This is a genomic window from Paeniglutamicibacter sp. GQ140 (genome assembly GCF_059759235.1).
Map to the genome: position 1 here is coordinate 72,631 of NZ_JCAXDW010000018.1, position 21,988 is coordinate 94,618.

19 protein-coding genes are annotated in these 21,988 nt (G+C 65.0%); 8 read left to right on the forward strand and 11 right to left on the reverse strand.

Features of this window, described 5'->3' with window-relative positions; genetic code table 11:
* Positions 1–34: 34 nt before the first annotated feature.
* From AC6CHY_RS19220 to AC6CHY_RS19230, 3 genes are all read left to right on the forward strand, one after another.
* Positions 35–694 (forward strand): hypothetical protein, encoded by a 660-nt coding sequence (locus tag AC6CHY_RS19220; RefSeq protein ID WP_217388967.1) that lies wholly within the window; start codon positions 35–37, stop codon positions 692–694.
* Positions 695–1,008: 314 nt separating this feature from the next.
* On the forward strand, positions 1,009–1,596 hold the full coding sequence (locus AC6CHY_RS19225) for a hypothetical protein (RefSeq protein WP_254456048.1): 588 nt from the start codon (positions 1,009–1,011) through the stop codon (positions 1,594–1,596).
* A 7-nt stretch (positions 1,597–1,603) separates the two neighbouring features.
* Entirely contained in the window at positions 1,604–2,629 is a 1,026-nt protein-coding gene (locus tag AC6CHY_RS19230) for an inorganic phosphate transporter (RefSeq protein WP_217388969.1), read from the forward strand.
* 461 nt (positions 2,630–3,090) lie between these two features.
* Here the strand turns inward: AC6CHY_RS19230 and pstB are convergent, their stop codons facing one another.
* From pstB to pstS, 4 genes are all read right to left on the reverse strand, one after another.
* Positions 3,091–3,870, reverse strand: coding sequence for a phosphate ABC transporter ATP-binding protein PstB (gene pstB, locus AC6CHY_RS19235; RefSeq protein ID WP_217388970.1), 780 nt, complete (start codon positions 3,868–3,870; stop codon positions 3,091–3,093).
* 51 nt (positions 3,871–3,921) lie between these two features.
* On the reverse strand, positions 3,922–5,073 hold the full coding sequence (gene pstA / locus AC6CHY_RS19240; RefSeq protein WP_498227896.1) for a phosphate ABC transporter permease PstA: 1,152 nt from the start codon (positions 5,071–5,073) through the stop codon (positions 3,922–3,924).
* On the reverse strand, positions 5,073–6,005 hold the full coding sequence (gene pstC, locus AC6CHY_RS19245) for a phosphate ABC transporter permease subunit PstC (RefSeq protein ID WP_217388972.1): 933 nt from the start codon (positions 6,003–6,005) through the stop codon (positions 5,073–5,075). Before pstC ends, pstA begins: the two co-directional genes overlap by 1 nt.
* A gap of 152 nt (positions 6,006–6,157) precedes the next feature.
* Positions 6,158–7,273, reverse strand: coding sequence for a phosphate ABC transporter substrate-binding protein PstS (pstS, locus tag AC6CHY_RS19250; protein WP_217388973.1), 1,116 nt, complete (start codon positions 7,271–7,273; stop codon positions 6,158–6,160).
* Positions 7,274–7,498: 225 nt separating this feature from the next.
* Here pstS and AC6CHY_RS19255 point away from each other — a divergent pair, with 225 nt between their 5' ends.
* The 3 genes from AC6CHY_RS19255 to disA all read left to right on the forward strand — a co-directional run bounded on the left by AC6CHY_RS19255 (position 7,499) and on the right by disA (position 11,267).
* Positions 7,499–8,626: an FUSC family protein gene (locus AC6CHY_RS19255; RefSeq protein ID WP_217388974.1), complete on the forward strand. Its 1,128-nt coding sequence runs from the start codon at positions 7,499–7,501 to the stop codon at positions 8,624–8,626.
* Between the two features lie 55 nt (positions 8,627–8,681).
* Positions 8,682–10,070, forward strand: coding sequence for a DNA repair protein RadA (radA, locus tag AC6CHY_RS19260; RefSeq protein WP_217388975.1), 1,389 nt, complete (start codon positions 8,682–8,684; stop codon positions 10,068–10,070).
* A 120-nt stretch (positions 10,071–10,190) separates the two neighbouring features.
* Positions 10,191–11,267: a DNA integrity scanning diadenylate cyclase DisA gene (disA, locus tag AC6CHY_RS19265; protein WP_498227899.1), complete on the forward strand. Its 1,077-nt coding sequence runs from the start codon at positions 10,191–10,193 to the stop codon at positions 11,265–11,267.
* Positions 11,268–11,298: 31 nt separating this feature from the next.
* Here the strand turns inward: disA and AC6CHY_RS19270 are convergent, their stop codons facing one another.
* Positions 11,299–11,916, reverse strand: a complete 618-nt coding sequence (locus AC6CHY_RS19270; RefSeq protein ID WP_217388977.1) for a hypothetical protein — start codon at positions 11,914–11,916, stop codon at positions 11,299–11,301.
* A gap of 103 nt (positions 11,917–12,019) precedes the next feature.
* Here AC6CHY_RS19270 and AC6CHY_RS19275 point away from each other — a divergent pair, with 103 nt between their 5' ends.
* Positions 12,020–13,015, forward strand: a complete 996-nt coding sequence (locus AC6CHY_RS19275; RefSeq protein WP_498227901.1) for an iron-sulfur binding domain-containing protein — start codon at positions 12,020–12,022, stop codon at positions 13,013–13,015.
* A gap of 27 nt (positions 13,016–13,042) precedes the next feature.
* On the opposite strand, the gene AC6CHY_RS19280 is transcribed toward AC6CHY_RS19275, so the two are convergent.
* The 5 genes from AC6CHY_RS19280 to lysS all read right to left on the reverse strand — a co-directional run bounded on the left by AC6CHY_RS19280 (position 13,043) and on the right by lysS (position 18,561).
* Complete coding sequence (locus AC6CHY_RS19280) at positions 13,043–13,549, reverse strand: amino-acid N-acetyltransferase (RefSeq protein ID WP_217388979.1); 507 nt, start codon at positions 13,547–13,549, stop codon at positions 13,043–13,045.
* Between the two features lie 130 nt (positions 13,550–13,679).
* Entirely contained in the window at positions 13,680–16,193 is a 2,514-nt protein-coding gene (locus AC6CHY_RS19285) for an ATP-dependent Clp protease ATP-binding subunit (protein WP_217388980.1), read from the reverse strand.
* A 228-nt stretch (positions 16,194–16,421) separates the two neighbouring features.
* A complete protein-coding gene (locus AC6CHY_RS19290; RefSeq protein WP_217388981.1) occupies positions 16,422–16,742 on the reverse strand; it encodes a histone-like nucleoid-structuring protein Lsr2 in 321 nt (106 codons plus the stop codon).
* Between the two features lie 120 nt (positions 16,743–16,862).
* Positions 16,863–17,039: a hypothetical protein gene (locus tag AC6CHY_RS19295; RefSeq protein WP_217388982.1), complete on the reverse strand. Its 177-nt coding sequence runs from the start codon at positions 17,037–17,039 to the stop codon at positions 16,863–16,865.
* Position 17,040: 1 nt separating this feature from the next.
* A complete protein-coding gene (lysS, locus tag AC6CHY_RS19300; RefSeq protein ID WP_336245089.1) occupies positions 17,041–18,561 on the reverse strand; it encodes a lysine--tRNA ligase in 1,521 nt (506 codons plus the stop codon).
* A 97-nt stretch (positions 18,562–18,658) separates the two neighbouring features.
* On the opposite strand from lysS, the gene AC6CHY_RS19305 reads away from it, so the two are divergent.
* Positions 18,659–19,534 (forward strand): alpha/beta fold hydrolase, encoded by an 876-nt coding sequence (locus AC6CHY_RS19305; protein ID WP_217388984.1) that lies wholly within the window; start codon positions 18,659–18,661, stop codon positions 19,532–19,534.
* Between the two features lie 66 nt (positions 19,535–19,600).
* Here AC6CHY_RS19305 and AC6CHY_RS19310 read toward each other — a convergent pair whose 3' ends face one another.
* A complete protein-coding gene (locus tag AC6CHY_RS19310; RefSeq protein WP_498227905.1) occupies positions 19,601–21,604 on the reverse strand; it encodes a M13 family metallopeptidase in 2,004 nt (667 codons plus the stop codon).
* Between the last annotated feature and the right edge of the window lie 384 nt (positions 21,605–21,988).

The window sequence follows — 21,988 nt, forward strand, 5'->3', positions numbered from 1 at the left end:
TAAGTATCCAGCCGGGCAGAGTATCCTCTAGCCCATGAAGGGCCACCCAGCATTGACTCCCCCGGCAACCACATTCCGGCACCACAAACCCAAACCGTTCGCACCCATGGATTTCGATCCCTTTGAGGGCGGCGCCGACCCGGCGCGCGTATCCGAGGCGGCGCACCTCTCTGCCCACGCCCTGGTGCAGGCCGGAAAGCTCAATGAGGACCCTGCGGTCCGCGAGCGACTCGTGAGGCTCGCGGAGGACGAGGGCCTGGAAGTCATTGCCGAGCTCTGGTCCAAGGCGCCGGCACGCTCGCTTCCCGGGGCCTTGTGGCGGCTTTACGCAATCCGGGCGGCGACCGTCAACAACCCCGAAGCCATGGCTTCCTTCTTCGCCGCAGGCGCCCGCCAGGCGCAGGTCGAACGATTGGTTGCCGGTGCAGCGGAACCGCCGGGCGCAGAGGAGCTGTGCACCATGACAAGCTCCATCCTCACCGGGGCCTTCGAAGGCGAGTTCGACGTGGCCCTGGAGCGCACCGCGGCCTATTGCCGGGTCATTGCCCTGGGACAGGCCGAACAGGCGGACGCCGCCGAACCTTCCCATCCGGACAGGGCCACCCTGATGACCAGTCGCGCCCACGCCCTGTTGAAGACCGCCGAGGACCTGGAATCGGCCGCTGCCTCGTGGAGGCGCGGGGAACTGGACTGAGAGTTCCTTCACGCCGAGCGCGAATACGGCGCCATCGTGTTGACAGGAGGGCCGGTTTCCTAGAAAACTGGACTCACGGTGCCGGACCGCGGCAGCCCCGGGCTCCAACTTTCAGCCGCTACGAGCGGCCTTCCGCCGAGAGGCGCTCCCGGTTCGGCACCGCCAAACTTCACCAGCTCGCCCCGGCACGGGGATGCACTTCACACCGCCCCGGGCGGGCTTGTTCACCTTCGATGCGTAAACTGGGCACCGTCCCGCTTTTTCCTTTTTCATCCGGTGGTTTCTTCGTGAAGTTTAGATTGTTCCCTTCGGACATGCGCGGCCTTGAACTCCTGCGGGATCTGGCCTCCGAAGTCAACCTATGCGTTGGGGTTCTTTCGGAAATGCTGGGCTCCAGCGACGACCGTACCCTGCAGCTGGAAGCGCTAAGCGCGTCAGAGGTCAGGTCCACCGACCTGCATTACGCGGTGCTGACGCATTTGCGCACCAGCTACGTCAACCCCTTGCCGCGTGAGGACGTCTACACGTTTTCGCGGCTGCTCCACGAGGCGGTAGAGCAGCTCAGCGGCGCCGGAGTGCTCATTGCGCACCTGGGCAATCGGCACCTCTCGCACCGTGCCGCCGAGCAGCTCGAACTCATTGGCCGCCAGACCGAGCTCACCACCGAGGCGTTGGGACAGCTCCAGCGCCTGGACGACCTGGAAGACGTCTGGCTTGAATTGGTGCGCATTTCCAAGCGGGCGCACCGGACCCACCAAACCTGGCTCGGCGAAATCGGGGAGCTGAACAAGGCCGGAACCATCATTCGCCACCGCTCGGTCGCCGACCAGTTCCATTCCTGCGCCCAGTCCCTGCGAGCCGTGGCCGACCACCTGGGACGCGTCCTGGTCAAGGAATCCTGAGTCGGGCGTGGTTACGGGCCAATCCTTCATGATGCTCGTGGTGCTCGTGTTCACCTGTGCCTTCGCGTTCCTCAACGGGTTCCGCGATGCCTCGAACTCGATTGCCGTCGCAGTGCGCAACCGGGCGCTCAGCCCCACCTACGCGGTGCTGGTGGCGGCGTTCTTCACCTTCCTTGGCACCATGCTCTCCACGACCTTTGGCGTCTACCTGATCTCCGCAGTCGAGCTGAATGTCCCCTCCGGGGTCCCCGGCCTGGCGCTACTCCTGTCCGCGCTGCTCGCGGGCGGCTCCTGGGCGTTGTATTGCTGGTGGCGCGGGCTGCCGGTGTCCTCGACGCACTCCCTGGTCTCCGCACTTGCCGGCGCCGGAGGCGCCGCTGCACTGCTGGGCGACGACGGGGTGAACAACGCCTGGCGGATGCTTGCCGGCGGCGTGCTGTTGCCGCTGCTCTTCACCCCGGTCTTTGCCTTCGTGGTGTCATACGTCCTGGTCATCCCCGCCACCTGGCTGGTGCGCCATTCGACCGCCTCGGACGTCAGCGGGGGTTCCCGTGCCGGGCAGGCCATTTCGGCATGTGCGGTGGCGCTGGGCAACGGAATGCAGGACGGACAGCGCACCGGTGCCATGCTGACCCTGGCCCTGGTGACCGCCGGAGCGGCACAACCCGGAACGATCATGCTCGGCCCCCAGCTGCTCGGCGCCACCGCCCTGGCGGCAGGCGTCCTCTTCGGCGGCTGGCGCATTGCCCACACCATCGCCTACCGGCTGGTCAATTTGGACCCGCTGCGCGGCATGGTGGCCCAGTCGGTCTCCGCCGCCATGCTCTTCGTGGGTGCCATGATGATCCACCTGCCGATTTCCACGACCCAGGCGGTCACCAGCTCGATCGTCGGGGCGGGAACCAACCAGCGATTCGAGTCCGTCACGTGGCGGCAGGTCAAGCGCGTGCTGCGGCACTGGGTGGCCACCCCGGTGGTGTGCGCGCTCCTCGGCGGAATCCTGTGCCTGGCCATGCACCCGCTGGTGAGCTGACCGGCTAGCGTCGGCATGCCGGGTTCGGCGTATCCGCCGCCCGGCTCCACCCGCGACCGGCCGATGCCCCGGCCGCGCCCGCCCCTCAACTGCCCTGCCGCGTCGCCCCGGACGGCCAATCTTCCCCGGCGACCTGCACTTGTCGGTTCCGATGCGGTCCCCGGGCCCGCACCGCTCAGGTGCCTTGCGAACCGTCGGCTGCCCAAGGGGCCCCGGGTCCATAAAAGAGCCCCGAGGGACTCAGGCTGTCCCCAGCGGCGTCGTCGGCTCCGCCCGCCGGTCGCGGGAACCCCCGCCCCGGGGCGTTAAACAAGGCAACGGCGGAACCCCGAGCACTAGTCGTGCGCGTGGTTCCGCCGTTGCGATCCCCCTCCAGGGATCCCCGGAAGATCCCCCTTCCGGTACCGCCCCGGACCTGTTCGGTCCCGGGCGAATCTTACTGCGGCGAGTGCAGTCAGGAATTATCCGAAGCGGCCCGAGACGTAGTCCTCGGTGGCCTTGACACCCGGGTTTGAGAAAATCGTGGTGGTGTCGGCGTACTCGATCAACTTGCCCGGCTTGCCGGTGCCCGCGATGTTGAAGAAGGCGGTCTTGTCGCTCACGCGAGCGGCCTGCTGCATGTTGTGGGTCACGATCACGACGGTGAATTCGTTCTTGAGCTCGTTGATCAAGTCCTCGATGGCAAGCGTGGAGATCGGGTCCAGGGCCGAGCACGGCTCGTCCATGAGGATCACCTGCGGCTTCACCGCGATGGTGCGGGCGATGCACAGGCGCTGCTGCTGGCCGCCGGAGAGGCCGGATCCGGGCTTGTCCAGGCGGTCCTTGACCTCGTTCCAGAGGTTGGCGCCGCGCAGCGACTTCTCCACCAGCGCGTCGGCGTCCGAGCGGGAGATCTTCTTGTTGTTCAGCTTGACCCCGGCGAGCACGTTGTCCTTGATGGACATGGTCGGGAACGGGTTGGGGCGCTGGAAGACCATGCCGATCTGGCTGCGGACCGTCACCGGGTCGACACCGGATTCGTAGAGGTTGTCCCCGTCCAGGAGCACCTCGCCTTCGACGCGGCCGCCGGGGATGACCTCGTGCATGCGGTTGAGCGTGCGCAGGAAGGTGGACTTGCCGCAGCCGGAGGGACCGATGAAGGCGGTCACCGACTTGGCTTCGATTTCGATGCTGACGTCTTCCACGGCCAGGAAGTTGGTGTAGTAGACGTTGAGGTCCTTGACGTCGATGCGCTTAGACATGTGATTTTTCCTTAGGAAGTTTGTGCGTCTGGGGGTCCGGAGCCTTTAGGCTCAACGGCCCTTCTTGGGGGCGAACAGGCCGGCGATCAGGCGGGCGCCGAGGTTGAGCACCATGACCATGGCGATCAGCAGCAGTGCGGCGGCCCAGGCACGCTGGATCGAGGGATCCACGTTGGTCGGCGAGGTCGGGGTGAGGATCTGGTAGTAGATGAACGTCGGCAGCGTGGCCATCCAGTTGGCGAAGACGTTCACGTTGATGTTGTTCGCCAGGCCGGCGGTGACCAGGATCGGCGCGGTCTCGCCGATGACGCGGGCGATGGCCAGCGTGACGCCGGAGGCGATGCCGGAGATGGCCGTGGGGATGACGACCTTGGCGATGGTGCGCCACTTGCGCACACCCAGCGCGTAGGCCGCCTCGCGCAACTCGTTCGGGACGATCTTGAGCATTTCCTCGGTGGAGCGGACCACCGTGGGGATCATCAGCACGCTCAGGGCCACGGCCGCGACGATGCCCATGCGGGCCGTGGGGCCCATGATCACGGCGAAGAGCGCGGTGGCGAAGAGGCCGGCGACGATCGAGGGAATGCCGGTCATCACGTCGACGAAGAAGGTGATGCCCCGGGCGAGCGGGCCGTTCTTGCCGTACTCGACAAGGTAGATGGCCGTCAGCATGCCCACCGGCACCGAAATCAGGGTGGACCAGAGCGTAATCAGCAGCGTGCCGAGCACCGCGTGGTAGGCGCCGCCGAGGACCGGGGTGCCGTCCTCGACGCTGGCGTTGTCGGCCGCGCCGGTGATCCCGTTCATGGAGTGGAACAGGAAGTGGGTGTTGATGCCCGGCAGCCCCTTCTGGAGCACGGTGAACAGCACGGAGGCCAGCGGGATGAGCGCGAGCAGGAAGGCCGCGTAGACCAGGTGGGTGGCCAGTGCGTTCCGTCCGCGGCGCGGTCCCTCCACGAGGGTGGTGATGATGGCCGAGGCCACCACGAAAATGACGGCGGCGTAGATGGCAAAGCTTGCCACGGAGAAGCCGCCGAGGGTGGACGCCGCGGCGCCCAGGATCAGCGAGCCGACGGCGATGCCCGGGGCGGCCCAGCGCGGCAGGAGGCCCTTGGACAGGGAGTTTCGCTTGCGTGCGACCGGAGGCTTGCCCGGCTGCTGGCGCGAATCGTTGGGGAGTTTGTTGGCGGTTACGGCGTTCATCAGTTGGCTCCCGAGAATTCCTTGTGGCGGGCGATGATTGCCCGGGCGATCAAGTTGACCACCAGGGTGATCACGAAGAGCACCAGGCCGGCGGCGATCAGCTCGGAGAGGCGCAGGCCGAAGGCCTCGGGGAAGTTCAAGGCGATCTCGGCGGCAATCGTCTGGTTGCCGGACTTGATCAGCGACGGGATCAGGCTGCCGGTGGAGAGCACCAGGGCAACGGCCATGGTCTCGCCCAGTGCGCGGCCCAGGCCAAGCATGACGGCGGAGATGATTCCGGGGCGGGCGAAGGGCAGCACCGACATGGTGATCATTTCCCAGCGCGTGGCGCCCAGGGCGAGGGCCGCTTCCTCGTGCAGCTTCGGGGTCTGCAGGAAGATCTCGCGGCTCAGCGAGGTGATGATGGGAAGCACCATCACGGCCAACACGATGCCCGCGGTGAGGATGGTCTTGCCGGTCTGCGAGGCAGGGCCTTCAAAGAGCGGGATGAAGCCGAGGTTCTCGGCCAGCCACTGGAAGCTGGGAACCAGCGCCGGGGCCAGCACCAGGTAGCCCCAGGCGCCGTAGATGACCGAGGGGATGGCAGCCAGCAGGTCGATGACGTAGCCGAGCCCGGCGGCCAGGCGGCGCGGTGCGTAGTGCGAGATGAAAAGCGCCACGGCGATGCCGACCGGGGTGGCGATCAGCAGGGCGATGGCCGCGGCGATCACGGTGCCGATGACAATCGGATAGATGTAGCTGAAGAAGCCTTCGCCGCCGCTGACGAGGGTCGGGTCGGCGGTGAAGGTGGGCAGCGCCTGGATGAGCAGGAAGACCGCTACCGCAAGGAGGGTTACGAGGATCAGGATGCCCGCGCCTAGCGCGGCTCCGGAGAAGATCTTGTCTCCGGCCTGTCCCTTGGATCCGCTGCGCCGGAGCGCGTTGGTAGTCATATGGGTGAGCCTTAGGGAGTTGAGCGAGCGGCAAGGGGGATCATACGGCCGTTCGCGCTGGGATATGGAGGGGTCAAATCAGATGCTACTGCGCCTTCGGGGGAATATCGAAGAAAAGTCTTCGACATTCCCCCGAAGGCCTGGGTGCAAAGTTAGGACGCGACCTTGATGGAGTCGACGGCCTTGATGGCGGCTTCGCTCATCTTGGCGGACAGCGGGGCGTTGCCGGCGGAGCCTGCAGCCTGCTTCTGGCCTTCCTCGGAGAGCACGTATTCGCCGAAGCTCTTGACGAGGTCAACCGTGGCCTGGTCCTTGTAGGTGGAGCAGAACACGTGGTACGAAACCAGGATGATCGGGTAGGAACCCGATTCGGTGGTGTCGCGCTTCAGGTCCAGGGACATGTCCAGTGCGCCGCGGCCTTCGACCGGGGTGGCTGCCTCGACGCCCTTGGCTGCTGCCTCGGGGGAAATCTCGGTGAACTCGTCGCCGACCTTCACGTTTACGGTGCCGAGCTTGCCAACGGCGGAGAAGTCCGCGTATGTGATTGCACCCTCGGTGGCGGTGGTGGTTGCCACGACGCCGGAGGTGCCCTTGGCGTTCTCGCTGGCAAGGTCCTTGGGCCAGTCGCCGGAGACTTCGTAGTCCCAGACGTCCTTCGCGGCGGCCGCGAGGTAGTCGACGAAGTTCTCGGTGGTGCCCGACTCGTCATTGCGGTGCACCACGGTGATCGCGGTGTCCGGAAGGCTCACGCCTTCATTGGTCGCGGCGATGGCCGGATCGTTCCACTTGGTGATTTCCAGCTTGAAGATCTTGGCGATGGTGGCTGCATCAAGGTTCAGGGTCTCAACGCCCGGAAGGTTGAAGGCAACGGCGATCGGGGAAACGTAGGCCGGGACGTTGAATGCGCCCTCGGGGCCGCAGATTTCCTTCGAGGATTCGACTTCCTCGTCCTTCAGGTAGGCATCCGAGCCTGCGAACTGCGCGCCGCCGGCCAGGAAGGCCTTGCGGCCGGCGCCGGAGCCATCCGGGGAGTACTGGACCATGGTGCCGGCGTTGGCCTGCTCGAAGCCGGCCTTCCAGGCTTCCATGGCGGACTTCTGCGAGGAAGCGCCGCTACCGGTCAGGGTGCCGGAGACTGCCGCTGCCGACGAGTTGCCGGCGTCGCCGGTTCCGGCCGTGGCGGTCGGGCTGTCCGAACCGCAAGCGGTCAGGGCAAGTGCTGCCACGGTAAGAACTGCAGCCGCGCTGCCAATGCGATGAAGCTTCACGAGTTATCCTCTTTCACATGCCTGTCGTTGACGAACCGTGTCGTCCTGGTTTTTCCCAAGGATGCGCACGCAGGCACATCGCTTCAATACGAAACTAGGCCCCGGAAGTAACCAGCGGTTCCGATGAAGGTAAACGCAAGGTGAACAAGGCCGCCACGGCCCCGTGTTTCGCATCACTTTTCACACTTGTGAGCGGTGGGCCCGGGCCATGACAGACTGTTGTCCATGGGTATCGGATCATCGGCGGGGAGCGCGTGGACGTTCGTCATGCGCCGCAACCGGGTTGGCGTGCGCCGGGTGGGAACCTCGTTCCCCAAGATCATCCAGATGACCGTCTCCGCGGTGCTTGCCTACTGGATTGCCGAGCAACTTCTGGGGCACGTCGACCCGATCTTTGCCGCGACCAGCGGGCTGCTGGTGCTGGGATTCGGCGCGGCGACCACGGTCCGCCGCTCCCTGGAGGTCGCCATTGGCTGCACCTTGGGCGTGGCGGTTGGCGATTTGCTGTTGACGCTGCTCGGAAGCGGCCTGTGGCAGGCGGCCCTGGTACTTTTCCTGTCGCTGGTGATCGCCAGGTTCCTGGATTCCGGCCCCATCTTCTCCACACAGCTGGGCCTGCAGTCGGTGCTGGTGGTGCTCCTGCCCATCGGTGCAGCGGGTCCGTTCAGCCGCTCCATTGACGCGGTGATCGGGTCCCTGTGCGGCCTGCTGATCATGATGGTCTTTCCCCGCGACCCGCGCCGCACCCCCATAGCCGAACTGGGCAAGTTGTTGGGCGAGCTCGCAGGCATCCTGCACGAATGCGGGCGCGCCGTGAGCACCTCGGACACCACCCTGGCCTTCCACGCGCTGGTCCGCGCCCGGGGGACCCAGCAGCTCATGGATTCCCTGCCCGCCGCCCTGAACATGGCCCGCGAGGTGGCCACCCTGGCCCCGGCGCACCGCCGGCACCGCCCGGATCTTGAGCGGCTGGCGGTCGCGGCGGAAAAGACCGACCTGGCGGTGCGCAACTCCCGGGTACTGGCCCGAAGGCTGACCACCGTGATCACCCACGGCGCCCTGACCGACCACGGGGTCGAGTCCGTGGCAAGCCTGCTGACGGAGCTCGCGGAGGCGGTCAACGCCCTGGGTTACGCGGTGCTCGAGACCAGGGAGTCCGGATACCGAAAGGCCGTGGGGCGCGCCCGGCGCGAGCTTGCCGAATGCGCGTCCCGGCTGGATCCCACGGCCCTCCAGGTCAGCGGCCTGCAGGGCGAGGGAATGGTGCTGCTCTTGCGCCCGCTGGTCGTTGACCTGCTCGAGGCCACCGGCACCAGCCACGAGGAAGCCGTGGCCCTGCTGCCGCGCCTGTAGCGTAACGCGCCGCCGCGTGCCCAAAGCGTGGGTGCCGGGCGCTAGCATCAAAGGCATGGCCAAGAGCACCCGCACCAAATCCACCCCCGCCTACCGCTGCGCGGAATGCGGGTGGAGCACCGTCAAATGGGTGGGTCGCTGCGGCGAATGCCAGGCCTGGGGCACCGTGGAGGAAATGGGCGCCGTCTCGGCGAAGACCACCGCCGCCACCAGCATCGCCGTCCCCGCCCAGCCCATCGGCGAGGTCGACGCGACGGCCGCGTCCTACCGCACCAGCGGCGTGGACGAACTTGACCGGGTGCTCGGAGGCGGGCTGGTGCCCGGTGCCGTCATCCTGTTGGCCGGGGAGCCCGGGGTCGGCAAGTCCACGCTGTTGCTCGATGTCGCGGCCCGCGCCGCCCGCACCGACCGCAAGGTCCTGTACATCACGGGCGAGGAATCGGCCGCCCAGGTCAAGGTTCGCGCCGAACGCATCGACGCCATGGCGGACACGCTCTATCTCACCGCCGAAACGGACCTGGGCATCGCGCTGGGCCAGGTGGAAAAGATCGACCCGGAACTGCTGATCATCGACTCGGTGCAGACGCTGGCCTCCGCCGAGGTCGATGGAACCGCCGGCGGCATCTCGCAGGTCCGCGAGGTCGCGGCCTCCCTGATCAACGCCGCCAAGCGCCGGAACATGACCACCATCCTGGTCGGGCACGTCACCAAGGACGGCTCGATCGCCGGGCCCCGGCTGCTCGAGCACCTGGTGGATGTGGTCTGCCAGTTCGACGGCGAGCGCCACTCACGCCTGCGCCTGCTGCGCGCCCTGAAAAACCGGTACGGGCCCACCGACGAGGTCGGCTGCTTCGACCTGACCGAGGGCGGCATCGAGGGCCTGGCCGACCCCTCGGGGCTCTTTGTCACCCGCACCAAGGACCCCGTGCCCGGCACCTGCATCACCGTGACCCTCGAGGGGCGCCGGCCGCTGGTGGCCGAGGTGCAGACCCTGCTCTCGCGTGCCGCCAGCGCCATCCCCCGCCGGGCAACCAGCGGCCTGGATGCCGCGCGCACCCAGATGATCCTGGCGGTGCTCCAGTCCCGGGCCCGGATGGAACTTGGCGGGCTGGACTCCTACGTGGCCACCGTGGGCGGGGTCAAGCTCAGCGAGCCGGCCACCGACCTGGCCACCGCCCTGGCCCTCGCCTCCTCCATGCACAACCACCCGCTGCCTCCGCAGTTCGTTGCCTTCGGCGAGGTCGGCCTGGCCGGCGAGGTGCGCCCCGTGCCGGAGATCGGCCGGAGGATCATCGAGGCCGAGCGGCTCGGCTTCCGCTACGCCATGGTGCCCGCGTCCCCGCATCCGCCCAAGAACATTCCCGACTCGATCCGCGTCTTCACCGTCTCCTCCGTGCACGAGGCGCTTGACATCGCCTTTGAGCAACGCGTCAAAACCGGGTAATCCCTGTTCTTTCGGTTACAAAGGGGTACCGAAGTCGCTCCCCCAAGCGGCTTTCCGGCGGTGGCGGGCCTTCCTTGGCCATACCATAGGTAGTAGTCACCCCTTGGAAGGAACTCGCCCATGTCGAAAAGCCCCGAAGATGCGCTGCGCGCCACGCTGGCCCGCGTTGCACCCGGAACGGAGCTGCGCGACGGCCTGGAACGCATCCTGCGCGGCCGCACCGGCGCGCTGATCGTGCTGGGGCACGACAGGGTGGTCGACTCGATCTGCTCCGGCGGCTTCGACATCAACATCGCCTTCTCCCCCACGCGCCTGCGCGAACTGGCCAAGATGGACGGGGCGATCGTCTGCGACAGGGACGGCTCCAACATCCTGCGCGCCGGCGTGCAGCTGGTCCCCGACCACACCCTTCCCACCCAGGAGTCGGGCACCCGCCACCGCACCGCCGAACGCGTGGCCATCCAGACCGGCTTCCCGGTCGTCTCGGTCTCGCAGTCGATGCACATCATCGCCCTGTACGTCCAGGGCATCCGCTACCTGCTTGAGGGCTCCGAGCCCGTGCTGGCCCGCGGAAACCAGGCCCTTGCCACGCTGGAGCGCTACCGCTCCCGCCTGGACCAGGTCACCAGCGCGCTGTCCGCTGCGGAAATCGAGGCCGTCGTGACGGTCCGCGACGTCGCGGCGGTGCTGCAGCGCCAGGAAATGGTCAGGCGCATCTCCGAGGAGATCGCCCAGTACGTGCTCGAGCTGGGGGCCGACGGACGCCTGCTCGCGCTGCAGCTCGACGAGCTCTCGGCGGGCCTGGGTCCCGGCGCGGACCTGCTGCTCAAGGACTACTCGACGCTGGGCGGGGAGGAACTGGACATCGAGGCCGCACTGCGGAAGCTGCAGACCCTGGATTCCACCGACCTGATCGACCTGGGCAAGTTCGCCGCCATCCTGGGCATCAGCCCGGGCATCGATTCCCTCGAGGCCGTCGTCGCACCCAAGGGCCACCGGCTGCTGGCCGGCATCAAGTCAGTGCCGCGGGCCGTGGCCGACCGGCTGGTCAACAACTTCGGCGGCCTGCAGCGGCTGATGGCCGCCAATATCGAGGACCTGATGGCGGTGGACGGGATCGGCGAGCAGCGGGCCCGCACGGTGCGCGAGGGCCTGTCCCGCGTCGCCGAATCCTCCCTGCTCGACCGCTTCCTCTAGAAGCCGCCCGTGCGCCGCCTGGCCGGCGGGGCTACCGCAGCTCGAACCGCGCGGTCTCGCTGCTCACGTCCCCCAGCTTCGCGGTGAAACCGTAGGTTCCCGGACGCGGCTTGGCCGCCACGAACTTGCACCCCGGCGCACTGCGCACCCGGGTCCAGGTGAAGCGGGCGGTCTCGCTGGCGCCCGGCTTGACCATGATCTCGGTGTCGGTGGGATCGTCCACGCAGTCCGAGGTGGAGAAGATCCGGTCCGCGCCGCTGGTGACGGAGAAGTCCTGCTGGCTGGTGCCCACGTTGACCATGCATTCGGTCGTCCCGGCGTTCTTGATCGTCATCACCAGCACCGGGTCCTCCGCCGGTCCGTGCGTCGCCTGGGCGGTGGACGCCGTGACGACCACATCCTCCGCCGGGCACCCCGAGGGCTCGGTGGGTTCCGGGGACGGGACGGCGGATGCCGGCGGGGACCCGGCGCCCGGCTGGCTTGCCGCCGGGCCCGCGGCGGGGACGGAGGGACGCAGCAGGGACGCGATTCCGAATCCCGCCCACGTCAAAAGCCCGACCACGACAAGCGTGGCGATGAGCACCGCGAGGCGGCGACGCCGATAAACCCGTGCGGAGGGACGGGAGGAACGGACCTGCTTTTGTGCCATACCTCAAGGCTACGAAGCCATTGCTTCCGCGGTCGACTCCCACGCCGCCAGCTAGAGTGATATCGCCAGCATTTACCCCGAAACACAAAGGATCGCCCCCGCCGTGCCCCACCCCGACCTGGAGAAGATCCACCACGAGATCACCGCGTGGTATTCCGCGAACGCACGCGAGCTGCCGTGGCGCGGCCCGACGGCCGACCCCTGGGCGGTGATGGTCTCCGAATTCATGCTGCAGCAGACCCCGGTGGTGCGCGTGCGCCCGGTCTGGGAGGCCTGGATGGAGCGCTGGCCCACCCCCGCGGCGCTGGCCGCCGAGCCGGTCGCCGAGGCGGTGCGGGCCTGGGGGCGCCTGGGCTACCCGCGCCGCGCCCTGCGGCTGCATGCGGCAGCGGTGGTCATCACGCAGGAGCACGGCGGGAAGGTCCCGGGGACGGAGGCGGAACTGCTCGCGCTGCCGGGCATCGGCACCTACACCGCCGCGGCCATCGCCTGCTTCGCCTTCAACGTCCCCACCGTGGTGGTGGACACCAACATCCGCCGCGTCCACGCCCGTCTGGTCAGCGGCAAGGCGCTGCCCGAACAAAGCCAGAACGCCGCGGAACTGGCGCTGGCGGCGCGGCTGCTGCCCGCCGCAGACCAGGGCGATGCCGCGGGCACCGCCCTGGCCAACAACTGGAACATCGCGGTGATGGAGCTCGGGGCGCTGGTGTGCACGGCGCGTTCGCCGCGCTGCGAGGACTGCCCGGTCATCAGCCAGTGCGCCTGGATCGCCGCCGGGCGGCCCGAGCCGCACTACAAGCCCAAGGGCCAGCCGTGGCACGGCACCGACAGGCAATTGCGCGGGGCCATGATGGCGGTGCTGCGGCATTCCACCGCCCCGGTCCGGCGCGGCGACCTGCTCGGAGCCGTCGACCTGGCCGCTGTTGCGGGGGAAGGCCGGCCGCTGAACCCGGCCCGGGAGGCCGGCGACGAGCACCGCGCCTGGGTCGGCCTGCACGCGCTTGACGCGCCCGCCGAACAACGCGAACGCGTGCTGGCCTCGCTCTTGGCCGACGGGCTGGCACAGGACACTCCCGAGGGCGTCGGCCTGCCGCACTAGCGAACGGCACCCGCGGTGCCGCGCGGGCTAGAGGTGCGTGATCATCCGGGTGTTGCCCAGCGTATTGGGCTTGACCCGCGCGAGGTCCAGGAATTCGGCCACGCCTTCATCGGTGGAACGCAGGAGCTCGGAGTAGACCTCCGGGTCGACGGCGCTTTGCTCGGCCATCACCGTGAACCCGTTGCGCAGGAAGAAATCGACCTCAAAGGTCAGGCAGAAGACCCGGGCGACGCCCAGCTCGCGCGCCTCGTGGAGCAGCTTCGCCAGCAGCCCGTGCCCCACGCCGCGGCCGCGCCAGGCCGAGTCCGTGGCAAGGGTGCGGACCTCCGCGATGTCTTCCCACATGACGTGCAGTCCGCCGCAGCCGATGACATTGCCGTCGGCGTCCTCGGCGACGAAGAACTCCTGCAGGTTCTCGTAGTAGGCGACAGCTTCCTTTTCCAGCAGCACGCGGTCCTCTGCCAGCGGCCTGACAAGGTCACGGATGCTTTTCACATCGCTGGTCTTCGCACGCCTGACGGTAAAGGATTCCATTCTTGTATCCTATGCCCGGCCACGGCACCGTCCGCGAATTGTGTAGCCGGCCCGGGGGCTCCGGCGCAGGAAACGCCAGGGGCCGGCATCCTTGTGGATGCCGGCCCCTGGCGTTGTTTTCCTGGTGCTTCTAGCCTTCGATGGCGACCGGTGCGGGCTCGCCCTCGATCTGCGGGGTTCCGCCTTCGCCGTGGAAGGTGAACGTCGCCTCGTCGCCTTCGCCTTCGACGTCGACCTTGATGTGCTGGCCGGCAACCAACTCGCCGAAGAGGATCTTCTCCGAAAGCTGGTCCTCGATGTCGCGCTGCATGGTGCGGCGCAGCGGTCGGGCGCCCATCGCCGGGTCGTAGCCGCGGGTGGCCAGCAGGACGCGGGCGGCCTGGGACAGCTCGATGGTCATGTTCCGGTCGACCAGGCGCTTCTTCAGGCGGCCGAGGAACAGGTCCACGATCTCCACGATCTCGTCCTGGGTCAGCTGCGGGAAGACCACAACGTCGTCAACACGGTTCAGGAACTCGGGGCGGAAGTGCTGGCGCAGCTCTTCCTGGACCTTTGCCTGCATCCGGTTGTAGCCGGTCTTGGTGTCCGCGGACGACTGGAAACCGGTCATCACGCCCTTGGAGATGTCGCGGGTGCCAAGGTTCGTGGTCATGATGATCACGGTGTTCTTGAAGTCCACCACGCGGCCCTGGGAGTCGGTCAGGCGGCCGTCTTCCAGGATCTGCAGCAACGAGTTGAACAGGTCCGCGTGGGCCTTCTCGACCTCGTCGAAGAGCACGACGGAGAACGGGCGGCGGCGGACCTTCTCGGTGAGCTGTCCGCCCTCCTCGTAGCCGACGTAGCCCGGAGGGGCACCGAAGAGACGGGAGACCGTGTGCTTCTCCGAGTACTCGGACATGTCCAGGGTGATCAGTGCGTCTTCCTCGCCGAAGAGGAACTCCGCGAGAGCCTTGGCCAGCTCGGTCTTGCCGACGCCGGTTGGGCCGGCGAAGATGAACGAGCCGCCGGGGCGGTTCGGGTCCTTCAACCCGGCACGGGTGCGGCGGATGGCCTGGGAGATCGCCTTGATTGCCTCGTCCTGGCCGATGACCCGCTTGTGCAGCTCATCTTCCATGTTCAGCAGTCGCGTGGACTCTTCCTCGGTCAGCTTGACCACCGGGATGCCGGTGGAGTTGGCCAGGACCTCGGCGATCAGGTCGGCATCGACCTCGGCGATCTCGTCGAGCTCGCCGTTCTTCCAGGCCTTTTCCTTCTCGGCACGAGCTTCCTGGAGCTTGCCTTCCTTGTCGCGCAGCGACGCTGCACCCTCGAAGTCCTGTGCATCGATGGCGGCTTCCTTCTCCAGGCGAACCGTGGAGATTTCCTCGTCCATCAGCTTGAGCGCCGGAGGGGCGGTCATGCGGCGGATGCGCAGGCGGGCGCCGGCCTCGTCGATCAGGTCGATGGCCTTGTCAGGCAGGAAGCGGTCGGAGATGTAGCGGTGCGCCAGCTCGGCGGCGGCCACCAGGGCGCCGTCGGTGATGGAGACGCGGTGGTGCGCCTCGTAGCGGTCGCGCAACCCACGCAGGATCTGCGTGGTGTGCTCCACGGAGGGTTCCTTGACCTGGATCGGCTGGAAGCGGCGTTCGAGGGCCGCGTCCTTCTCGATGTGCTTGCGGTACTCGTCAAGCGTCGTTGCGCCGATGGTCTGGAGTTCGCCGCGGGCCAGCATCGGCTTGAGGATGGAGGCCGCATCGATGGCGCCCTCGGCCGCTCCGGCACCGACAAGGGTGTGGATCTCGTCGATGAAGAGGATGATGTCGCCGCGCGTGCGGATTTCCTTGAGGACCTTCTTCAGGCGTTCCTCGAAGTCACCGCGGTAGCGCGAACCTGCAACCAGGGAACCGAGGTCAAGGGTGTAGAGCTGCTTGTCCTTGATGGTTTCCGGGACGTCTCCACGCACGATCGCCTGGGCCAGACCCTCCACGACGGCGGTCTTGCCGACACCCGGTTCGCCAATGAGCACGGGGTTGTTCTTGGTGCGGCGCGAGAGGACCTGCATGACGCGTTCCATCTCGAATTCGCGGCCAATGACCGGGTCGAGCTTTCCTTCGCGGGCAGCGGTCGTAAGGTTGCGGCCAAACTGGTCGAGCACTGCCGAACCGGCCGGCGTGCCTTCACTCTGTCCAGCGGAGCTGACACCGGCACCCGCGGTTTCCTTGCCGCCCTGGTAACCGGAGAGCAGCTGGATGACCTGCTGGCGCACGCGGGACAGGTCCGCGCCGAGCTTCACCAGGACCTGGGCGGCGACGCCCTCGCCCTCGCGGATCAGGCCGAGCAGGATGTGCTCGGTGCCGATGTAGTTGTGGCCCAGCTGCAGTGCTTCGCGCAGCGAGAGTTCCAGAACCTTCTTGGCGCGCGGCGTGAAGGGGATGTGACCGGAAGGGGCCTGCTGGCCCTGTCCGATAATCTCTTGGACCTGCTCACGCACGGCACCAAGGGAGATGTTCAGCGACTCAAGGGCCTTGGCCGCTACTCCCTCGCCTTCATGAATGAGGCCGAGCAATACGTGCTCGGTTCCGATGTAGTTGTGGTTGAGCATGCGCGCCTCTTCTTGGGCAAGCACGACAACGCGACGGGCACGGTCGGTAAATCTCTCAAACATGCGGCACACTCCTAGCTAACACGTATTTCGATGCTACGCATCAAATTAGGGCTCGTGTTGGATGTTCGCCCAAGGGATAACATTGTTCACCCTCGGCGTTCTTCTTCGCATTAAACAACGGCAGGGGATCGGCTCCATTCAATGGAGCCGATCCCCTGCCGTTTATTCCTTATCCCCACAGCGGCCGGGAGCCCGCGGGCTCACCGGGAGTATCAGGCGTCGAAAGTTCTACTTGGACTTGGAACGCGACTTTTTCGCCTGCGCAGCGTGGTAGGCGGCAATGACATCGGCCTGCAAGCGACCGCGGGCGTTGACCTTGACGTTGTTCTCCTTGGCCCAGGCGCGGATGGCCGGGGCTTCCTTCGGAGTGAACTGCTTCGAGGTGCGTGCAACCTTGATGTACGGCTTGAAAGCCTCTCGGAACGCCTCTGCATTTTCCTCGTTGAGGTCAATTTCATAATGCTGTCCGCCGATGCCGAATACGATAGATTCGCTTGCCTCGGAACCGTCGATATCATCAATCAATGCAATTTGGACCTGACGTGCCATTAGCTTCTCCTTGCCGTGGTGGGAATTCACATGAACACATTAACGGTTTGTGCCCTTGCGTGTACCCATATCATAATCACAACTACGGATCATCCAGCAAGTGGGAATTCAGATATTAGGCTAATTATCAGCTTTCGGGCTTTTGTTGTCCTTACGCTGCTCGGCTAATTTAATTTGCTCGTCCACTTTGGCTTCCGCAGCACGTTCACTGCGATCCACATTGGATACCGCGCGAATGACAAACCAAAAGACCAGCGCAACAACAATTGTCGGAACAAGGGCCTCGATATATGGCACGTTATGCCTCCGGCTTGAGCAGTGGGAAGAGGATGGTTTCTCGAATACCGGTGTCGGAAAAGAGCATGACCAGACGATCAATGCCTAAACCAATGCCGCCCATTGGCGGGGCACCGTATTCCAGCGCGCGCAGGAAATCTTCGTCCAACTGCATGGCCTCGTCATCGCCGTCGGCGGCCATGCGGGACTGCGCAGTCAGGCGCTCGCGCTGGATCACAGGATCAATCAGTTCGGAGAATGCGGTTCCGCGCTCCATCCCGCCAATGACCAGGTCCCAAGCCTCGATAATGCCCGGCTTGCTGCGGTGCGGACGCGCAAGCGGCTGGGCAGCTGGCGGATAATCGTAGACAAAGGTGGGGTTGATGAGAGTCGGTTCAACGATTTCGCCAAACAATTCAATGACTAGCTTTTCGGCTTGCCATTTTGGATCGACTTTAATGCCGTGCTTTTCAGCAACTTCACGGAGAATTTCAACATCGGTGTCTGGAGTAATTTCCTGGCCCACAGCTTCGGAAAGCCCGGGGTAGACGCCCAGCCAGGCCCATTCACCATCCAGGTCGATCGTGCCCTTTGACGTTTCGATTTGCCGTCCGGCGCCGATTGCGTCGGCGGCGTTGAGGATGATCTCCTTGATGCGATCGGCCATGACGAATTGGTCCGCATATGCCTCGTAGGATTCCAGGGTCGTGAACTCCGGGGAGTGCGTGGAATCGACGCCTTCATTGCGGAAGATCCGTCCCAATTCAAAGACGCGGTCGATGCCGCCGACGACTGCCCGCTTGAGGAACAGTTCGGTGGCAATACGCAGCGTCATTGGCTGGTCAAAGGCATTCAAATGCGTTTCAAAGGGGCGGGCAGAGGCGCCGCCATGGACCAGCTGCAGCATCGGGGTCTCAACCTCGACGTAATCGCGCGCGTGAAGGGTATCGCGCACTGCGCGGGTGATCGCCGCCCGCTTGTAGACCATTTCCCGAGCCTCATCACGCACGATCAGGTCAGCGTAGCGCTGGCGTACGCGGGTTTCCTCGTTCAGTTCAGCGTGCAGCACCGGAAGCGGGCGCAGCGCCTTGGAAGCCATCTGCCAATCGCTTGCCATGACCGAAAGTTCACCACGGCGCGAAGCAATGACTTCGCCGGTGATTAGGACGTGGTCTCCGAGGTCGACTAGGGACTTCCAGTCGGCCAGTCGTTCCTCTCCCACGTTGGCGAGAGAGAGCATAGCCTGGAGCCGGGTTCCGGTGCCTTCGGGGCCGCCTTCCTGCAAGGTGGCGAAGCACAGCTTGCCGGTATTCCGCATGAAGACGATACGTCCCACGATGCCAACCTGAATGCCTGTGGCTGTGTCAGGAGCCAGGTCCGGGAATTGCTCGCGGATCGCTTGCAGCGAGTGAGTCCGCGCGACACCCACTGGGTAGGCTTCTTCTCCACGGGCCAACAAGGCGGCACGCTTGTCCATGCGCACCTGGCGCTGGTCGTTGGTCTCGGGGGCGTTGGCTACTGGGGCAGTTTTTTCGGCAGTCACAATATCCAATTCTAGTCTGAATAATCTTCGCGCGGGCTGAGAGGTGTGGAGCAACACCCCAAGGTCTTTTTCGAACCCGGAATAGGATGGAGTGATTATGGAAGAAAGCATTCTGCAAACACCTGACGGTGGATCACTGGCCCTGTATTCATATGGCAACCCGCACGCGCCTGGGCACCGCCGAATCTTGGTTGTGGGAGGAGCCTTCCTGACCGCGTTGATCTATCGGCCGTTCGCTTCGGCCCTCAGCAGTCGGTTGGGCGATGACTGGACGGTGGACCTCTACGATCGCCGGGGGCGGGGCAATTCCACTGATCAACCTGCCGACTACTCCATGGACACGGAGATCGCAGATGTGGCCCTGATGCTGGAGCACACCGGCGCGCAAAACCTTTTTGGCCATTCCCTGGGTGGCGCGGTCGTTCTCAACGCCGTCCGGAGCTTCCTGGATTCCGGCGACCCACATTGCACCGGCCGGGTACCGCAGCGTCTGGCTGTCTACGATCCAGCCATTAACCTCGATAGCTCGATCGACACGGAGTGGCTGAAGGCGTTTTCAGAGGATGTGGAAGCGGGAAGGAGCAGCCGCGCATTGGCGCGCATGCAACGAGGCATGAAGTTCTCCCCGACGCTCAGCAAGGTCCCCTTGCCAATGCTTGCGGCCTTGCTGGCCGGAACCTCACGGACCAAGACCGGCAAGCTGGCGCGCACCATGCTGCCCAGCGGGGTGGGCGAGCTTCGGGCGGCCCTTGAGGAACCACAGCCCGCGAGCAGCTTTGCGGTTCTTCCACCCAATACGCATTTCATGGCCGGCTCCAAAAGCGCGGAGTATTTCCGTTCGACGGCTCGCAAACTGCATGAGGTGGTGCCAGGATCCACATACCTCGAAACGCCCAAGGGAATCCACGGGTCGGTTCCGGTCGCTTTCAAGGCGTTGCTCGACGATATCGGCGACTATTTCACACGGCCATAACCCCAGTGGCATGGCGCTTTTGCCGGCCCTGTCCCTCGCAGGCGGGGCTGGCAAAAGCCGTCGTAATCACCAGATCTTGACGCGGTCTTCGGGCTCCAGCCACATGCCGTCACCGGGCTTGGTCCCAAAGGCTTCATGGAAGGCATCCATGTTCTTGGGTACCTGGTTGCAGCGGAATTCGCCGGGTGAGTGCGGGTCCGTGGTAATGCGGGTGACCATGGTCTCCGGACGGGTCAGTGTGCGCCAGCATTCGGCCCAGGAGTAGAAGAACCGCTGGTCACCATTCAGCCCGTCGATCACTTCATCGACTTCCATGCCTCGGGCCGCCAGATCCAGCTTGTAGGCGGTGTAGGCAATGCCCAGGCCGCCTAGGTCGCCAATGTTCTCGCCGAGTGTAAGTTTTCCATTGACGTGGTGATCCGGCGCCTCCGGGGGCACCAAGGCTTCATACTGGTCAACGAGCTTGCCGGTGAGCTTTTCAAAAGCAGTCCGGTCCTCGTCGGTCCACCAGTTCTTCAGCTCGCCGGTGCCGTCAAACTGGGATCCTTGGTCATCGAAGCCGTGCCCGATCTCGTGCCCAATCACGGCACCGATGGCACCGTAATTGGACGCGGCATCCCGGTCTGCATCGAAGAAGGGTGGGCGCAGGATTGCGGCAGGGAACGCAATCTCGTTCAGCAGCGGGTGGTAGTAGGCGTTGACCGTTTGGGGGAACATGAACCACAGTTCCCGGTCCACACCATCGTCAATCTTTTTCAATTCCCGCAGGAATTCAAATTCGTTTGATGTGGCGATATTGGAAATGACGTTGTCGGCCACGGTGGAAATGGTGGAATAGTCGATCCACTCGTTCGGGTAGCCGATCTTGGGCCGGAACATGGACAGCTTTTCCAGCGCCTTTTCCTTGGTATCCGGGCTCATCCATTCCAGCTCGCCGATGGACTGTCGGTATGCGTCGATGAGATTGGCGACCAGTGCGTCCATCTCGTCCTTGCTGCGCTGGGGGAAATGCTCGGCAACATACAGCTGGCCGATGTCCTCGCCCACTGCACCCTCCGTAAACGCCACGCCACGCTTCCAGCGCTCGCGTAGCTCCTGGACCCCGGAAAGCTTTGCGGAATAGAAGGAGAAGTTTTCGTTGACCAGCGCGCTGGACAGGTACGGTGCGTAAGAGCGGATCAGCTGAACTGCCAACCAGTGCTGCCAAGACGCCAGCGGCTCGCTATTCAGCACCTGCTCGAGTCCCTCGAGGTAGCTTGGCTGCCAGACGTCGACCTCGGCGAAGTACTTATCCTCAATGCCGGCTCCGGCAAGCCATCCAGCGAGGGAAGGAATGTGTTCGAGAAGCGTTGATGCGGTCATGAGGTTGTAGCGGGCCTGGGCGTCCCGGCACTTAACCCGGTCCCAGTGATGGGATGCCAGGGCGCTTTCCAAAGCGATGACGTCGTGCGCTGCAGCCTCGGTGTCGGCCAGTTCGCCAAGCGCAAGCAAACGACCGAGGTGCTCCTCGTACTCGCCAAGGAGTTCGGCGAACTGCTCTTCACGGTAGTAGGACTCGTCCGGAAGCCCAAGTCCGGCTTGGATGAAAGTTAGCAGGTTCCGTTCAGGTGCTCCAGCGTCCGAACTGGCACCGGCTTGAATGAATCCGGAAACGCCACGGCGGTAGAGCGAACCGCTGAGGCTGATGAGTTCGGCAATGGTCGTGGTGGCATAGATGGATGCCAGGTCAGCGCGGATCGGATCGACTCCGCTGGCCTCGATTCGTTCCTCATCCATGAAACTCTCATAGAGGTTTGCGATTCGTTCCTTGCGTGCATCAGCGATGCCGGAGGCACCCCGCCGGTGCTCTTGGGCGGCCTCGATAATGGACCGCACCGCTGCCTCGGAATCATCGCGCAACGCCATGAAAGAACCGTAGCTGCCTTGGTCTGCTGGTATATGGGCGGTCGAGAGCCATGCACCGTTGGCGTGCCGATACAGGTCGTCCTGCGGCCTGACATTGTTATCACGGTGGTTGGCGCTTGCCGTCGGCTTCGCGGTGTTGGTTGCAACTGACGAATCGGTGCTCATATTTGTCCTATCCATTCATCCGCGCGGACGCCATGTCCGCTTCTATCTTTGCGGGCCGGCTCGCGTCGACACCGCGGGAAGCGCAGGCATACGCGTCGTGTTCCACGTCTCAACGATTCACTGTACGCGTGTGAAGTAAAAATTTGAGGCTATTCTCGTCGGTTACTCCAGCGGTGAAACGCAGTTGGCAGGGGAGCGCGACTTTCGCGCCTCGGCACCATAATCACGACACGGCCGATTACCCCAAGCATTCAGGAGATGCACAACGTTATCCACAGACTGTGGATAGCGGCAATGTTTCCACAGTCTGTGGAAAACGTTGGGTGGTTAACGGCGAACGGCCCCCGGGGCGTGTGCCTGGGGGCCGTGTGTTTGGAGCTTGGA